General features: G+C 61.0%; 16 protein-coding genes and 1 pseudogene. 10 read left to right on the top strand and 7 right to left on the bottom strand.

The features are described 5' to 3' along the window. Positions 1-223 precede the first annotated feature (223 nt). A complete protein-coding gene (locus tag ACZRN6_RS15180) occupies positions 224-1,648 on the top strand; it encodes an aminotransferase-like domain-containing protein (protein ID WP_464008323.1) in 1,425 nt (474 codons plus the stop codon). Positions 1,649-1,710: 62 nt separating this feature from the next. Continuing rightward, positions 1,711-3,273: a phospholipase D family protein gene (locus ACZRN6_RS15185; RefSeq protein ID WP_464008383.1), complete on the top strand. Its 1,563-nt coding sequence runs from the start codon at positions 1,711-1,713 to the stop codon at positions 3,271-3,273. Positions 3,274-3,397: 124 nt separating this feature from the next. Here the strand turns inward: ACZRN6_RS15185 and ACZRN6_RS15190 are convergent, their stop codons facing one another. Beyond that, positions 3,398-4,540 (bottom strand): MFS transporter, encoded by a 1,143-nt coding sequence (locus ACZRN6_RS15190; protein ID WP_464008324.1) that lies wholly within the window; start codon positions 4,538-4,540, stop codon positions 3,398-3,400. A 156-nt stretch (positions 4,541-4,696) separates the two neighbouring features. Continuing rightward, positions 4,697-6,190: an aldehyde dehydrogenase gene (locus ACZRN6_RS15195; protein WP_177086544.1), complete on the bottom strand. Its 1,494-nt coding sequence runs from the start codon at positions 6,188-6,190 to the stop codon at positions 4,697-4,699. Between the two features lie 230 nt (positions 6,191-6,420). On the opposite strand from ACZRN6_RS15195, the gene ACZRN6_RS15200 reads away from it, so the two are divergent. Beyond that, positions 6,421-6,783: a cupin domain-containing protein gene (locus tag ACZRN6_RS15200; protein WP_464008325.1), complete on the top strand. Its 363-nt coding sequence runs from the start codon at positions 6,421-6,423 to the stop codon at positions 6,781-6,783. 70 nt (positions 6,784-6,853) lie between these two features. Here ACZRN6_RS15200 and rpmG read toward each other — a convergent pair whose 3' ends face one another. Then, on the bottom strand, positions 6,854-7,009 hold the full coding sequence (gene rpmG / locus ACZRN6_RS15205) for a 50S ribosomal protein L33 (protein WP_003176906.1): 156 nt from the start codon (positions 7,007-7,009) through the stop codon (positions 6,854-6,856). Between the two features lie 11 nt (positions 7,010-7,020). Beyond that, positions 7,021-7,254: a 50S ribosomal protein L28 gene (rpmB, locus tag ACZRN6_RS15210; RefSeq protein WP_007920377.1), complete on the bottom strand. Its 234-nt coding sequence runs from the start codon at positions 7,252-7,254 to the stop codon at positions 7,021-7,023. Positions 7,255-7,712: 458 nt separating this feature from the next. Here rpmB and ACZRN6_RS15215 point away from each other — a divergent pair, with 458 nt between their 5' ends. Continuing rightward, the gene (locus ACZRN6_RS15215; RefSeq protein ID WP_322148399.1) at positions 7,713-9,305 is read left to right on the top strand and encodes an ABC transporter substrate-binding protein; all 1,593 of its coding nucleotides are present in this window, start codon (positions 7,713-7,715) and stop codon (positions 9,303-9,305) included. 28 nt (positions 9,306-9,333) lie between these two features. Here ACZRN6_RS15215 and radC read toward each other — a convergent pair whose 3' ends face one another. Next, positions 9,334-10,008, bottom strand: coding sequence for a RadC family protein (radC, locus tag ACZRN6_RS15220; RefSeq protein WP_322148400.1), 675 nt, complete (start codon positions 10,006-10,008; stop codon positions 9,334-9,336). Between the two features lie 130 nt (positions 10,009-10,138). Here radC and coaBC point away from each other — a divergent pair, with 130 nt between their 5' ends. The 5 genes and pseudogenes from coaBC (at position 10,139) to argB (ending at position 14,410) form a co-directional block, all read left to right on the top strand. Then, positions 10,139-11,347, top strand: coding sequence for a bifunctional phosphopantothenoylcysteine decarboxylase/phosphopantothenate--cysteine ligase CoaBC (gene coaBC, locus ACZRN6_RS15225; protein ID WP_088422070.1), 1,209 nt, complete (start codon positions 10,139-10,141; stop codon positions 11,345-11,347). A 5-nt stretch (positions 11,348-11,352) separates the two neighbouring features. Further along, a complete protein-coding gene (gene dut / locus ACZRN6_RS15230; protein WP_322148402.1) occupies positions 11,353-11,808 on the top strand; it encodes a dUTP diphosphatase in 456 nt (151 codons plus the stop codon). An 80-nt stretch (positions 11,809-11,888) separates the two neighbouring features. After that, a complete protein-coding gene (locus tag ACZRN6_RS15235; protein WP_464008326.1) occupies positions 11,889-12,089 on the top strand; it encodes a hypothetical protein in 201 nt (66 codons plus the stop codon). Continuing rightward, positions 12,062-13,483, top strand: a pseudogene (locus tag ACZRN6_RS15240) (phosphomannomutase/phosphoglucomutase); the annotation flags it as partial. The gene ACZRN6_RS15235 and the pseudogene ACZRN6_RS15240, both read left to right, overlap by 28 nt. A 21-nt stretch (positions 13,484-13,504) precedes the next feature. Further along, positions 13,505-14,410, top strand: coding sequence for an acetylglutamate kinase (gene argB / locus ACZRN6_RS15245; protein ID WP_003213275.1), 906 nt, complete (start codon positions 13,505-13,507; stop codon positions 14,408-14,410). A 106-nt stretch (positions 14,411-14,516) separates the two neighbouring features. On the opposite strand, the gene pyrE is transcribed toward argB, so the two are convergent. Beyond that, entirely contained in the window at positions 14,517-15,161 is a 645-nt protein-coding gene (pyrE, locus tag ACZRN6_RS15250; RefSeq protein WP_017476704.1) for an orotate phosphoribosyltransferase, read from the bottom strand. Positions 15,162-15,243: 82 nt separating this feature from the next. Here pyrE and ACZRN6_RS15255 point away from each other — a divergent pair, with 82 nt between their 5' ends. Beyond that, positions 15,244-16,023, top strand: coding sequence for an exodeoxyribonuclease III (locus tag ACZRN6_RS15255; RefSeq protein ID WP_003176915.1), 780 nt, complete (start codon positions 15,244-15,246; stop codon positions 16,021-16,023). 58 nt (positions 16,024-16,081) lie between these two features. Here the strand turns inward: ACZRN6_RS15255 and ACZRN6_RS15260 are convergent, their stop codons facing one another. After that, positions 16,082-16,450, bottom strand: a complete 369-nt coding sequence (locus tag ACZRN6_RS15260) for a DUF4870 domain-containing protein (protein WP_322148404.1) — start codon at positions 16,448-16,450, stop codon at positions 16,082-16,084. Positions 16,451-16,467: the final 17 nt, after the last annotated feature.

Genomic DNA, 16,467 nt, shown 5'->3' on the forward strand with positions numbered 1-16,467 from the left:
TGGAGACCTTGCTACGTAACGATCGGCTAAATCGAGGAGCGAGCGATCGTCCACGTCGACTCTCGGCACCTAATCTGACAGATCGCGAATAGATAAGGATGAGCCAGCGAGCAAAACCATGACAGATTCAGCCACCCGGCATTAAATCCATACAGATAGTGCCTATCTACCGCTGAATCCTGTATTTTCAGGCTATCTGTACTGGTAACCGGGAAGCATCACCATGACGCTATACGTCAATCTCGCCGAACTGTTGGGCACGCGCATCGAGCAGGGCTTCTATCGCCCGGGGGATCGGTTGCCGTCAGTACGGGCCTTGAGCGTGGAGCACGGCGTCAGCCTGAGCACCGTGCAACAGGCCTATCGCATGCTGGAAGACAACGGACTGGCGATGCCAAAACCCAAATCCGGTTATTTTGTGCCGGTGGGCCGGGACTTGCCGGCCCTGCCTGCTGTCAGCCGCCCGGCCCAGCGCCCGGTGGAAATTTCGCAGTGGGACCAAGTACTGGAATTGATCCGTGCGGTGCCACGCAAAGACGCCATACAGTTGGGCCGTGGCATGCCGGATGTATTGTCGCCCACCATGAAACCCCTGCTGCGCAGCCTCGCCCGGATCAGCCGGCGCCAGGACATGCCGGGGCTGTATTACGACACCATCCACGGCAACCTGGAGCTGCGTGAACAGATCGCCCGCCTGATGCTCGATTCAGGCTGCCAACTGACGCCCCAGGACCTGGTGATCACCACCGGCTGCCACGAAGCGCTGTCGGCCAGCATCCACGCTATCTGCGAGCCGGGCGATATCGTTGCCGTCGACTCGCCAAGCTTCCACGGCGCCATGCAAACCCTGAAGGGCCTGGGCATGAAAGCCCTGGAAATCCCCACCGACCCACTCACCGGTATCAGCCTGGAAGCGCTGGAACTGGCACTGGAACAATGGCCGATCAAAGTCATACAGTTGACCCCCAACTGCAACAACCCACTGGGCTACATCATGCCGGAGTCGCGCAAGCGCGCACTGCTGAACCTGGCCCAGCGCTTCGACGTGGCGGTCATCGAGGATGATGTGTATGGCGAACTGGCCTACAGCTACCCGCGCCCACGCACCATAAAATCCTTCGACGAAGATGGCCGCGTCGTACTGTGCAGTTCCTTTTCGAAAACCCTGGCGCCCGGCCTGCGGATCGGATGGGTAGCACCCGGTCGTTACCTGGAGCGCGTGCTGCACATGAATTACATCAGCACCGGCTCCACTGCTACCCAGCCGCAGATCGCAATTGCAGAGTTCCTGAAAAGCGGGCACTTCGAACCACATTTGCGGCGGATGCGTACCCAATACCAGCGTAATCGCGACCTGATGCTCGAGTGGGTGAGCCGTTACTTCCCGGCGGGCACACGCGCCAGCCGGCCACAGGGCAGCTTCATGTTGTGGGTGGAGCTGCCGGAAGGCTTCGATACCCTGAAGCTCAACCGGCTGCTGGTGGATGAAGGTGTACAGATTGCTGTGGGAAGTATCTTTTCTGCCTCCGGCAAGTACAGGAACTGCCTGCGCATGAACTACGCTGCCAAACCAACGCCGCAGATTGAAGAGGCTGTGCGCAAGGTCGGCGCAACCGCCATCAGGTTGCTGGCCGAAGAGGTGGACTGACCTTTTGCGGGAAATAGCCGTCATATGCCGACAACCGCCCTGATCCGGAACCCATGTCATTGATGACCCAACGGCTATTACCGTTTTTCCTGCTGGGCATCCTGGCCTTGGGCGGCTGCGCCACCCTCGACCCGCCGCGCACGCCCAGCGAGGCGCTGCCCGCCAGTGAGTCGTCATTCGGCCGCTCGATCCAGGCCCAGGCCGCGCCGTACAAAGGCCGCTCCGGGTTCCGCCTGCTGCCCAACAGCAGCGAAGCCTTCATGGCCCGCGCCGAACTGATCCGCAACGCCCAGACCAGCCTCGACTTGCAGTACTACATCGTCCACGACGGCATCAGCACCCGCATGCTCGTGGATGAACTGCTCAAGGCCGCCGACCGTGGCGTGCGCGTGCGCATCCTGCTGGACGACACCACCAGCGACGGCCTGGACCAGATCATCGCCACCCTCGCCGCCCACCCGCAGATCCAGATTCGCCTGTTCAACCCGCTGCACCTGGGGCGCAGCACCGGCGTAACAAGGGCCATGGCGCGGCTGTTCGACCTGTCGCTGCAACATCGGCGCATGCACAACAAGCTGTGGCTGGCGGACAACAGCGTGGCCATCGTCGGCGGGCGCAACCTGGGGGATGAGTATTTCGACGCCGAACCCAACCTCAACTTCACCGATATCGACATGCTCAGCGTGGGTCCGGTGGCCGAGCAACTGGGCCACAGTTTCGACCAGTACTGGAACAGTGCCCTGAGCAAGCCCATCGGCGACTTCGTCAGCGACGCCTCCAAAGGCGACTTGGCCAGCGCCCGCGTGCGCCTGGAAGACTCCCTTGCCGAGTCGCGCCAGCAAAACCATGCGCTGTACAACCGCCTGCGCACCTACAAGACGCAGCCGCGCATGGACATCTGGCGCGGCGAGCTGATCTGGGCCTGGAACCAAGCGCTGTGGGATGCACCGAGCAAGGTGCTGGCCAAGGCCGATCCGGATCCCCGGCTGCTGTTGACCACACAGCTGGCGCCCGAGCTGGAAGGTGTCAGCCATGAGCTGATGATGATTTCAGCTTACTTTGTACCGGGGCAGCCTGGCTTGGTGTACCTGACGGGACGCGCAGACGCCGGGGTATCGGTGAGCCTTTTGACCAACTCCCTGGAAGCCACCGACGTGCCTGCGGTGCATGGAGGTTATGCGCCTTATCGCAAGGCGCTGCTGGAGCACGGGGTAAAACTGTACGAATTGCGCCGCCAACCGGGAGACGGTGGCGGCAGCGGTCCTCATCTGTTCCGCAAAGGCACCTTCCACGGCTCGGACTCCAGCCTGCACAGCAAGGCGATCATCTTTGACCGGCAGAAATCCTTCATCGGCTCATTCAACTTCGACCCGCGCTCGGTGCTGTGGAACACCGAAGTCGGGGTGCTGGTGGACAGCCCCGAGCTGGCGGAACACGTGCGCAACCTGGCGCTGGAAGGCATGGCGCCGCCGTTGAGCTATCAGGCAAAACTGCAGGATGGCCAGGTGGTATGGGTGACCGAAGACAACGGCCAGCTACACACCCTGACCCGCGAACCCGGCAGTTGGTGGCGCCGGTTCAATGCCTGGTTTGCCACCTCCGTCGGGCTGGAACGCATGCTTTAAGAACAGCGACGGGACCTGTGGGAGCTGGCTTGCCTGCGATGGCGGAGTGTCAGTTTACGTATCCGGTGCTGACACTCCGCCATCGCGGGCAAGCCCGGCTCCCACAGGTGATCGCATTTCAAGTTCAGGCGGGTTGTGCGGCGCCGAATGCACCTTGGCGCAGCAACAGGATCACCAGCCCCAATGCCCCCGCCGCCATCAACAACGGCAACGCATGCCCGCTGATCCACTGGCTGCCCGCACCGGCCACCAGCGGCCCGATCAGGCAGCCAATGCCCCACAGCTGCGCGATGTGCGCATTGGCGCGCACCAGCGCGTCGTCGCGGTAGCGCTCGCCAATCAGGATCAGCGACAAGGTGAACAAACCGCCGGCGCTGGCGCCAAACAGCACCCACACCGGCCAGATCAGCAACGTATCCAGCAACAGCGGAATCGCCAGGCTCGACGCCAGCAGCATCAACGCGCAGCCGAGAAACAGCGTGCGCCGAGGCAGGTAGTCGGCCAGTGCGCCAATCGGCAGTTGCAGCAACGCATCACCGACGACAACCGTACTGACCATCGCCAAGGCAATCTCGGCGGTGAAGCCCTGTTGCAGGCAATACACCGGCAACAGCGTAAGAATCATCGCCTCGAACGCGGCGAATAGCGCCACAGCCCAGGCAATCGCCGGCACGCCCCGGCAGAAGCGCAGCAAGTCGCCGAAGGTCACACTGAAGGACTCGGCGGTGGGTGCACCGGAACGGCCCAGCAGCAGGATCGGCGAGAAGGTCAGCAGGCCGACGCCCACCCAGAAGCCAATGTCGTTATCGGTACCCAGCGCGCCCAGCAGCAACGGGCCCGACAGCTGGCTCAAGGCATAGCTGCAGCCATACAGCGCCACCAGGCGGCCGCGCCAGCGCTCTATCACCAGTTGGTTGATCCAGCTTTCGCCGAGGATAAACACGATGGTCAGGATCACCCCGATCATCAACCGCAGCACCAGCCATACCGGGTAGCTGGGCAATACCGCCAGCAAACCGATGGAAATTGCCCCGCCCCACAGGCACAGGCGCATCAGGTTCGCCGTGCCCAGGCGCGAGGCCAGGCCGCTGGAGATTTTGGCACCCAGCAGCACACCGAAGGCCGGCATCGCGGCCATGACGCCGATGGCGAAGCTGCCATAGCCCCAGCTTTCCAGGCGCAAGGACACCAGCGGCATGCTCACGCCCAAGGCCAGGCCCACGCTCAAGACCGACGCCAACACGGCGAAATAGGTCGCCCAACGCATTTCCACGCTCCTGTGAACTATTTGTAGATCACACAAAACAAAGTGGGAGCGAGCTTGCTCGCGAATGCGGTGTACCAGTCAATACATCAGCGACTGTGATACCGCTTTCGCGAGCAAGCCCGCTCCCACATTTTTTACAGCGGTGTTTCTGGAAGCTTACAGCTTGATCCAGGTCGCCTTCAGCTCGGTGTACTTGTCGAACGCGTGCAGCGACTTGTCGCGGCCGTTACCCGACTGCTTGAAACCACCAAACGGTGCGGTCATGTCGCCACCATCGTACTGGTTGACCCACACGCTGCCGGCACGCAGTGCCTTGGCGGTGAGGTGTGCCTTGGAGATGTTCGACGTCCACACCGCAGCGGCCAGGCCGTATTGGGTGTCGTTGGCGATCGCAATGGCTTCTTCCACGCTGTCGAAGGCAATTACCGACAGTACCGGGCCGAAAATTTCTTCCTGGGCGATCTTCATGGCGTTGGTCACGCCGTCGAAAATCGTTGGCTCGACATAGGTGCCGCCACTTTCCTGCAGCGTGCGCTTGCCACCGGCCACCAGCTTGGCGCCATCAGCATGCCCGGCTTCGATGTACGACAGCACGGTGTTCATCTGCTGGGTGTCCACCAGCGCGCCGACCGTGGTGGCCGGGTCCAGCGGGTTGCCCGGCTTCCAGGCCTTGAGGGCCTCGATCACCAGCGGCAGGAATTTATCCTTGATGGAGCGCTCTACCAGCAGGCGCGAACCGGCGGTGCACACTTCGCCCTGGTTGAAGGCGATGGCGCCAGCGGCGGATTCGGCAGCGGCTTGCAGGTCCGGGGCATCGGCGAACACGATGTTCGGGCTCTTGCCGCCGGCTTCCAGCCAGACGCGCTTCATGTTCGACTCACCGGAGCGAATCAGCAGTTGCTTGGCGATCTTGGTCGAACCGGTGAACACCAGGGTGTCGACGTCCATGTGCAGCGCCAGGGCGTTACCCACGGTGTGGCCATAACCCGGCAGCACGTTGAACACGCCTTTGGGGATACCGGCTTCAACCGCCAGCGCAGCGATGCGGATGGCTGTCAGTGGCGACTTTTCAGACGGCTTGAGGATCACCGAGTTACCGGTGGACAGCGCCGGCCCGAGTTTCCAGCAGGCCATCATCAGCGGGAAGTTCCACGGCACGATGGCCGCGACAACACCGACGGGCTCACGGGTCACCAGGCCCAGTTGGTCATGGGGGGTGGCGGCGACTTCGTCGTAGATCTTGTCGATGGCCTCGCCGCTCCAGCTCAGGGCTTGCGCCGCGCCTGGGACGTCGATGTACAGGGAGTCGCTGATGGGCTTGCCCATGTCCAGGGTTTCAAGCAGTGCCAGCTCTTCGGCGTTGGCCTTGAGCAAGCCGGCGAAACGGATCATGGTGGCTTTGCGCTTGGCCGGTGCCAGGCGCGACCAGGCACCGGAATTGAAGGTGGCGCGGGCGTTTTCAACCGCGCGCTGGGCGTCGGCAACGTCACAGCTGGCAACGGTTGCCAGCAGGCGGCCATCCACCGGGCTCAAACATTCGAACGTGTCGCCAGAAACGGCGGCGGTGTATTCGCCATTGATGTAGGCGCGGCCTTCGATCTTCAGATCCTTGGCGCGTTGTTCCCAGTCGGCACGGGTCAGGGTGGTCATGCGAGTGTCCTCCTCTTATTGAATACAAGGGCCGGGCGATGTACCCAGGCACCTTCGAAGAATTCTTGCCCGGCCAGCCAGCTGTTCGGCTCAAGGCAGCTGCCACCCTAAACCAGCGGCGATGAATGTTTCAATATATTTGACATAACGCCTGCAAACGCCCTTGCGATGTTCATTTTAATAAACATAGACTTTGGGCTCTCCAACCGCAGGCCAGACGGGACACACCCATGAACATCCAGAATATCGTCGACTTCAGCCAGGCTCGGACCGAGCCTGACCGCTACCGTCCGGCTGCGGAGAAAATCCTCAAGGGCGACCCCGAGCAAACCGTCTACAACCACTACAACAGTCCGTGCGGCCAGATGAGCGCCGGGGTCTGGGAAGGTGAAGTCGGGCAGTGGAAGGTCAACTACAGCGAGCATGAGTACTGCGAGATCGTGCAGGGCGTCTCTGTATTGCGCGACGCCGACGGCAACGCCAAGACCTTGCGCGCCGGTGATCGCTTCGTCATTCCGGCCGGCTTCAACGGCACCTGGGAAGTGCTGGAGCCCTGCCGCAAGATCTACGTGGTGTTCGAAGAAAAGGCCTGATCAGTTTTTCAGCACAAAAAAAAGCCCGCATCGTGAGATACGGGCTTTTTTTCACAAGGAAGAAAACCAATTACTTGATTTTGCCTTCTTTGTAGATCACGTGCTTGCGAACGCGCGGGTCGAACATTTTCTTTTCGAGCTTGTCCGGGGTAGTACGCTTGTTCTTGTCGGTAGTGTAGAAGTGACCAGTACCGGCGCTAGAGATCATTCGAATCAATTCACGCATGATATAGCTCCTTAGATTTTGCCGTCGCGGCGCAGTTCGGCCAGCACGACAGTGATGCCACGCTTGTCGATGATACGCATGCCTTTGGCAGATACGCGCAGACGAACAAAACGTTTCTCTTCTTCAACCCAGAAGCGGTGATGCTGCAGGTTTGGCAGGAAACGACGACGGGTTTTGTTGTTTGCGTGGGAAATGTTATTCCCAGTCACCGGACCCTTACCGGTAACTTGACAGACTCTCGACATGCCTCAGCCCTCTAAAACCACATGCCCAACCCGGCATGGGTTGGCCGCTTAATCTCTCAGTCATTTGGCGCCAGGCGCCGCGTTTCTTTAGGGTCTTACCGGCTACACCTACTAGCGAAGGAACCGGGCCCCTAGAAAAGAGCGCTGCTTTATACCAGAAAGACCCCAGTGCAACAACAGGCCGTGTGTTTTTACACGCGTAAATCCAGGCCATGGACGCCTGAACCGTTGCCAGGGTGGGCCGCTATAGAAGCTAACCGCTCGTCGCACAGAATGATTTACAGCGCCCGCGCGCACTGCAAAGTGCTCGGCAAAACGACCTGAGGCGCCATCAAAACAGTATTTGAGGCAAAAGCACAGGCAAAAATGGGCTAGTCATTTGTCAATCAGCCCACTACGGTAGGACTTTTCCAGACTGCACTCGCAGATGGGCCTTCGATCTGCAAAGGAAACCGAATATGCGCCTCGCTGCCCTACCGCTATTGCTAGCCCCTCTTTTTATTGCTGCACACGCCCAGGCGGCGACCACCTTGAGCGTCTGTACCGAAGCCAGCCCCGAAGGCTTCGACGTGGTGCAATACAACTCGCTGACCACCACCAACGCCTCGGCAGATGTATTGATGAACCGCCTGGTGGACTTCGACGCCACCAGCGGCAAGCTGGTCCCGAGTCTGGCAGACAGCTGGGAAGTATCGCCGGACGGCCTCACCTACACCTTCAAGCTGCACCCGGACGTTAAATTCCATCGCACCGACTACTTCACCCCAAGCCGCAGCCTGAGCGCCGAAGACGTGCGCTTCAGTTTCGAGCGCATGCTTGACCCGGCCAACCCGTGGCACAAAATCGCCCAGAGCGGTTTCCCTCACGCCCAGTCCCTGCAGTTGCCCACGCTGATCAAGAAGATCGACGCCCTGGACCCGTTGACCGTGCGTTTTACCCTGGACCACGCCGATTCGACCTTCCTCGCCGCATTGAGCATGGGCTTTGCCTCGATCTACCCGGCCGAATACGCCGACAAACTGCTCAAGGCCGGCACGCCAGAGAAGCTCAACAGCCAGCCTATCGGCACCGGGCCGTTCATTTTCGGGCGTTTCCAGAAAGACGCGACGATTCGCTACAAGGCCAACCCGGACTACTTCGCCGGCAAGCCAGCGGTGGATAACCTGATCTTTGCGATCACCCCGGACGCCAACGTGCGCCTGCAGCGATTGCGCCGTGACGAGTGCCAGATCGCCCTGTCGCCCAAGCCGCTGGATATTGATGCGGCCCAGAAAGACGCCGACCTGAAGGTCGAGAAAACCGCAGCCTTCATGACCGCATTTGTCGCCATCAACAGTCAACACCCGCCGTTGGACAAGCCCGAAGTTCGCCAGGCAATCAACCTGGCCTTCGACAAGGCCAGCTACCTCAAGGCCGTATTCGAAGGCACCGCCGAAGCCGCCAATGGCCCCTTCCCCCCAAATACCTGGAGCTACGCCAAGGACTTGCCGGGCTACCCGCAAGACATCGCCAAGGCCAAGCAGCTTCTGGATCGCGCCGGGCTCAAGGACGGCTTCAAGACCACCATCTGGACCCGGCCGTCGGGCAGCCTGCTGAACCCCAACCCAAGCCTGGGCGCACAATTGCTGCAGGCAGACCTGGCCAAGGTCGGCATCCAGGCGGAAATTCGTGTAATCGAATGGGGCGAACTGATTCGGCGCGCCAAGGCCGGCGAGCACGACCTGCTGTTCATGGGCTGGGCTGGTGACAATGGCGACCCGGATAACTTCCTGACGCCGCAGTTCTCCTGCGCAGCAGTGAAGTCCGGCACCAACTTCGCCCGCTACTGCGACCCGGCGCTGGACAAGCTGATCAGCGCCGGCAAAACCACCAGCGAACAGGGCGTGCGCAGCAAGCTGTACCAGCAGGCCCAGGCGCAGATCCAGCAACAGGCACTGTGGCTGCCACTGGCGCACCCGACCGCGTTTGCGCTGACTCGCAAGAATGTCGAGGGGTACCAGGTGAGCCCGTTCGGGCGCCAGGACTATTCCAAGGTCAGCGTCAAACCATAAGCCCTGCCAGGGGCTGGTGCGCCAGCCCCTACATCCATCCATATTCCGCCATCGACAGCGGATCACCCTCCCCCACAATGATGTGGTCCAGCACGCGCACATCCACCATCTCCAACGCCTTCTGCAGCACTTTGGTCAATTTTCGATCAGCGATGCTGGGCTCGGCGCTGCCGGAAGGATGGTTGTGGCACAGGATCACCGCCGCTGCGTTGTAGTCCAGGGCGCGTTTAACCACTTGCCGAGGGTAGACCGTGGCGTTGTCGATGGTGCCTTGAAACAGCTTTTCGAAGCCCAGCACCCGATGTTTGGAGTCGAGAAACAGGCAGCCGAATATCTCGTGGGGCTCATGGCGCAACAGCGCCTTGAGGTAGTCGCGCACGGCCACCGGGCTTTCCAGCACCGAGTCGCTGCGCAGGCGCTCCGCCAGATGGCGCCGGGCCATTTCCAGCACCGCCTGGAGCTGGGCGAACTTCGCTGGCCCCAGGCCCAGGTGCTGGATGAACACCGCCTGCCTGGCCTCCATCAGTGCTCGCAGGCTGCCAAATTGCGCCAACAGGTGCCGCGCCAGGTCCACGGCACTTTTACCGGACACCCCGGTACGCAGGAAAATCGCCAGCAGCTCGGCGTCGGAAAGACTCGCCGCCCCCAACTCCAACAGCTTCTCCCGCGGACGCTCTGCCGCAGGCCAATCGCGAATACTCATGGCACCTCCGTGTGCATGTGCGCCGCTGTTGCATGGCGGACGCTGTGGTATCTTAGGCCATCTTTTTGCGTGCGATTTCACCTGGGGAGGGGGCATCGCAACGCCATCACTGAACTGGAAAGGCAAGCCAATGCAGCGTCTGTATCGGAAACGCATCGTTCTCGGCGTCGGCGGCGGCATTGCCGCCTACAAGAGCGCAGAGCTGGTTCGCAGGCTCCTGGACCAAGGCGCCGAAGTGCGCGTGGTCATGACCCGTGGCGGCAGTGAGTTCATCACTCCACTTACCATGCAAGCCTTGTCCGGCCACCCGGTTCACCTCGACCTGCTGGACCCTGCGGCCGAAGCCGCGATGGGCCACATCGAGCTGGCAAAGTGGGCCGACCTGGTGCTGATCGCTCCGGCCACCGCCGACCTGATCGCCCGCCTCGCCCAAGGCATTGCCGATGACCTGCTGACCACGCTGGTGCTGGCCACTGACGCCACCGTCGCCATCGCCCCGGCCATGAACCAGGCCATGTGGCGCGACCCGGCCACCCAGGCCAATACCCAACTCCTGCAAAGCCGCGGCCTCAAGGTGTTCGGGCCGGCCTCCGGCAGCCAGGCCTGTGGCGACGTGGGCATGGGCCGTATGCTCGAAGCCACCGACCTCGCCCAATGCGCCGCCGACTGCTTCCAGCACCTGGCCCTGACCGGCAAGCACGTGCTGATTACCGCCGGCCCGACCCAGGAAAACATCGACCCGGTGCGCTACATCACCAACCATAGCTCAGGAAAAATGGGCTTTGCCCTGGCAGAAGCCGCGGTCGAGGCAGGCGCCCGGGTAACACTGATTACCGGCCCGGTGCATCTGCCGACCCCGGATCGCGTCACCCGAATCGACGTAGTCAGCGCCCGCGACATGCTGGCGGCCTGTGAAGCAGCGATTCCCTGCGACCTGTTTATCGCCTCGGCAGCGGTGGCGGACTACCGCCCCGAGGTGGTTGCGCCGCAGAAACTCAAGAAAGACCCTACAAGCGGCGACGGCCTGCTGCTGCAAATGGTCCGCAACCCGGACATTCTGGCCACCATCGCCACCCGGGCAGACCGCCCGTTCAGCGTCGGCTTCGCCGCCGAAACCGAGCATTTGCTGGACTACGCCGCACGCAAATTGAAAGACAAAAACCTCGACCTGATTGTCGCCAACGATGTCGCCAACCCGAGCATCGGCTTCAACAGCGAGGAAAATGCCATCAGCGTGATCGACCGCGAGTTGCACGCTACCGTTTTCGCCCAGACCAGCAAGGGCAAGATTGCCCGCCAGCTGATCTCTTTTATCGCCCTACGGCTGAACCAGGTTTAATTTCCATGCACGCTTTGCAAGCCAAGATCCTCGACCCACGCATCGGCAGCGAATTCCCGCTGCCGGCCTACGCCACACCTGGCTCCGCCGGCCTCGACCTGCGCGCCATGCTCAAGCAGGACACCGTGCTTGAGCCAGGCCAGACCCTTCTGATCCCCACCGGCCTGTCGATCTACGTGGGCGACCCTGGCCTGGCGGCGCTGATCCTGCCGCGCTCCGGCCTGGGCCACAAACACGGGATCGTCCTCGGCAACCTGGTGGGCCTGATCGATTCGGACTACCAGGGCGAGTTGATGGTGTCGTGCTGGAACCGTGGCCAGACCGCCTTCAACATCGCCGTCGGCGAGCGCATCGCCCAGCTGGTGCTGGTACCAGTGGTGCAGGCGCACTTCGAATTGGTCGAAGAATTTGACGAAACCCAGCGCGGGGCAGGTGGCTTCGGGCATTCCGGCAGCCACTGACTAAGCTGTACTGACTTAGCGGAACATGGCCGGGTGCCTCGCCCGGCCTGACGCCAACGCATGGCCTTTCAGGATGAAGAATGCGCGGAACTTATCAGCAAGATTTCCCCAGTGAAATCAAGGCATTAAGCGGGCAAAAGGGCGGAGCTTCGGCGCCGATGGCACTTTTGCACCACGAACTCTATGCCAAAAACGCCGTCTTACCCTTCAGTTTGAGCCTGCCGGTCAGCACCCTTGAGGCCAGCCCAGCCCCTTATCGATGGAGTTCCCCCCCGCAATGAGCAACGCAGCCCGAGTCGCCCCGACATTTCCCGACAGCATCTTCCGCGCCTATGACATCCGTGGCGTGGTGCCCAAGACCCTGACCGCCGAGACCGCTTACTGGATCGGCCGCGCCATCGGCTCCCAGAGCCTGGCCCAGGGCGAGCCCAACGTTTCCGTAGGGCGTGACGGCCGGCTGTCCGGCCCCGAGCTGGTCGAACAACTGATCCAGGGCCTGGCCGACAGCGGCTGCCATGTCAGCGACGTGGGCCTGGTGCCGACGCCTGCGCTGTACTATGCAGCCAACGTGCTGGCCGGCAAGTCGGGCGTGATGCTCACCGGCAGCCATAACCCGTCGGACTACAACGGCTTCAAGATTGTGATTGCCGGCGATACCCTGGCCAACGAACAGATCCAGGCCCTGCACACCCGCCTGAAAACCAACGATCTGACCAGCGGAACCGGCAGCATCACCAAGGTCGAGATCCTCGATCGCTACTCGGACGAAATCACCCGCGACGTCAAACTCGCCCGTCGCCTGAAAGTGGTAGTGGATTGTGGCAACGGCGCGGCCGGCGTGATTGCCCCGCAACTGATCGAAGCGCTGAACTGCGAAGTGATCCCGCTGTTTTGCGAGGTCGACGGTAACTTCCCCAACCACCACCCGGACCCGGGCAAGCCTGAAAACCTGGTGGACCTGATCGCCAAGGTCAAGGAAACCGGTGCCGACCTGGGCCTGGCGTTCGATGGCGACGGCGACCGCGTCGGCGTGGTGACCAACACCGGCAATATCGTGTTCCCCGACCGCCTGCTGATGCTGTTTGCCCGTGACGTAGTGGCACGCAACCCGGGCGCCGAGATCATCTTCGACGTCAAATGCACCCGTCGCCTGACCCCGCTGATCAAGGAATACGGCGGTCGTCCGCTAATGTGGAAGACCGGTCACTCGTTGATCAAAAAGAAAATGAAGGAAACCGGCGCCCTGTTGGCTGGCGAAATGAGCGGCCACGTGTTCTTCAAGGAACGCTGGTTCGGCTTTGACGACGGCATTTACAGCGCCGCCCGTTTGCTGGAGATCCTCAGCAAGGAAAAATCCACCGCGGAAGACCTGTTTGAGACCTTCCCGAATGATATTTCTACGCCGGAGATCAATATCCATGTGACCGAAGAGAGCAAATTCAGCATCATTGACGCACTGCACGATGCGCAATGGGGCGAAGGCGCCAACCTGACCACCATTGACGGCGTGCGGGTCGATTACGCCAAAGGCTGGGGCCTGGTTCGCGCATCCAACACCACACCGGTGCTGGTGCTGCGTTTCGAGGCGGATTCCGAGGCAGAGCTGCAGCGTATCAAGGACGTGTTCCACGCCCAGTTGAAACGTGTTGCCCCCGATCTCCAATTACCGTTCTGATTTTTTGTACCGGAGCCCTGAATGACCCTCGAACGCGAAGCCGCCGCCAACACCGCCAAGGTCCTTTCCGAAGCGTTGCCTTACATTCGACGCTACGTCGGCAAGACGCTGGTGATCAAGTACGGCGGCAATGCCATGGAAAGCGACGAGCTGAAAACCGGCTTTGCCCGCGACATCGTGTTGATGAAAGCCGTCGGGATCAACCCGGTGGTAGTACACGGTGGCGGCCCGCAAATCGGTGACCTGCTCAAGCGCCTGTCCATCGAGAGTCACTTCATCGACGGCATGCGTGTCACCGACGCCCAGACCATGGACGTGGTGGAGATGGTGCTGGGTGGCCAGGTGAACAAAGACATCGTCAACCTGATCAACCGCCACGGCGGCAGTGCCATCGGCCTGACCGGCAAGGACGCCGAGCTGATCCGGGCGAAGAAGCTCACCGTGACCCGCAAGACCCCGGAGATGACCCAGCCGGAAATCATCGACATCGGCCAGGTGGGCGAAGTGATCGGCATCAACACCGATCTGCTGAACCTGCTGGTGAAAGGCGATTTCATCCCGGTGATCGCGCCAATCGGCGTCGGTGCCAACGGTGAGTCCTACAACATCAACGCCGACCTGGTGGCCGGCAAGGTGGCCGAGGCGCTGAAGGCCGAGAAGCTGATGCTGCTCACCAACATCGCCGGTTTGATGGACAAGGAAGGCAAGGTATTGACCGGCCTGACCACCCAGCAAGTGGACGACCTGATCGCCGACGGCACCATCTACGGCGGCATGCTGCCGAAGATCCGTTGCGCACTGGAAGCCGTGCAAGGCGGCGTTGGCAGTTCGTTGATCCTGGATGGCCGGGTTCCGAATGCGATTCTGCTGGAAATCTTCACCGACACCGGTGTGGGTACCCTGATCAGCAATCGCAAGCGCCCTTAACGCGCAGAAAACAAAAAAGCCCCGTTCAATTGGATTGAACGGGGCTTTTTCGATTTACGCGGTCAAAAAATGTGGGAGCAGGCTTGCTCGCTCCCACATGGACCCTCTAAACGCCGAACTGCTCGCGATAAGCCTTGACCGCCGGCAAATGCTGCTTGAGCTGCGGGTCATCTTCCAGGAACTGCAACACCTGGTTCAGCGACACGATGCTGACCACCGGAATCGCGAAGTCACGCTCCACTTCCTGGATCGCCGACAATTCACCGTTGCCGCGCTCCTGGCGGTTCAGCGCGATCAACACGCCGGCAGCCTTGGCGCCGTCCTGGGAAGCGATGATCTGCATCACTTCACGAATCGCCGTACCGGCAGTGATCACGTCGTCGATGATCAGCACGTCGCCCTTGAGCGGCGCGCCCACCAGGCTACCGCCTTCGCCGTGAGCCTTGGCTTCCTTGCGGTTGAAGCACCACGGCAAATCAAGCCCGTGATGTTCAGCCAACGCCACGGCGGTCGCGGCTGCCAGGGGAATGCCCTTGTAGGCCGGGCCGAACAGCACGTCGAAGGAAATACCGCTTTCAACGATCGCGGCCGCGTAGAAACGGCCCAACTGCGCCAGGGCAGAACCCGAGTTGAAAAGGCCGGCATTGAAGAAGTAAGGGCTGGTGCGCCCGGACTTCAAAGTGAACTCACCGAAGCGCAATACGCCGCGATCGATGGCAAAACGAATAAAATCGCGTTGATACGCCTGCATGAAAAAAGCCTCAGATACCACGGATTTAGCTAATTAGGTAGACGGCGTGTATCATACACGCACGCGATTTTTGGGGCCATTTATGCGGATCATCAGTGTGAACGTCAATGGTATTCAGGCTGCAGTCGAGCGTGGTTTGCTCAGTTGGCTGCAAGCCCAGAATGCCGACGTCATCTGCCTGCAGGACACCCGCGCCTCCGCCTTTGAACTGGACGACCCAGCCTTCCAACTGGATGGCTACTTCCTTTATGCCTGTGATGCCGAAGTTCCCGCCCAAGGTGGCGTGGCTTTGTATTCACGGTTGCAACCCAAGGCGGTCATCAGCGGCCTCGGCTTCGAGACAGCCGACCGCTACGGGCGCTACCTGCAAGCCGATTTCGATAAGGTCAGCATCGCGACCTTGCTGCTTCCATCAGGGCAAAATGGCGATGAAGACTTGAACCAGAAGTTCAAGCTAATGGACGACTTCGCCCGTTATCTGGATAAACAGCGGCGCAAACGTCGCGAGTACATTTACTGTGGCTCGCTGTATGTGGCGCAACAGAAGCTGGATATCAAGAACTGGCGCGACAGCCAGCAATCCCCGGGCTTCCTGGCGCCGGAACGGGCCTGGATGGACGAGATTGTCGGCAACATGGGCTATGTCGATGCCCTGCGCGAAGTCAGCCGCGAAGGCGACCAGTACAGCTGGTGGCCGGATAACGAACAGGCCGAGATGCTCAACCTCGGCTGGCGTTTTGACTACCAGTTGCTGACGCCAGGCCTGCGCCGCTTCGTGCGCAGCGCACGTTTGCCACGCCAGCCGCGCTTCTCGCAGCACGCGCCGCTGATCGTGGACTACGACTGGACATTGACCATCTAAGGTCTTTTTCCAGGCACAAAAAAACCGACATCGCTGTCGGTTTTTTTGTGGGCGGTGGTTATTTGATCAACCGCAAGGTGAACGGATAACGATACGCCACGCCCTTGTTGGCCTTGATGCCCGCAATGATCGTCATCACCACCGCGCCGATCACCAGCACGGTCATCAACACAAAGCCGATCACGATAAAGCCCAGCAGGAAGCAGACCGCCCAGGCAATGCCCACGGTGATCTGGAAATTCAGCGCCTCCTTGCCCTGGTCATCAATGAACGGGTCCGTGTCCTTCTTCACCTGCCAGAGGATCAAAGGCCCCAGCAGGCTGCCGAACGGGAACATCAAGCCGAAAAACGCCGCGAAGTGACAGAGCATCGCCCACTGGCGAACTTCCTTGGACGGTGTCGGCAGTGGAAGGTGACTGTCACTCATGGCGTAGCTCCTTGGGT

The sequence above is a fragment of the Pseudomonas sp. A125 genome, assembly GCF_055409485.1.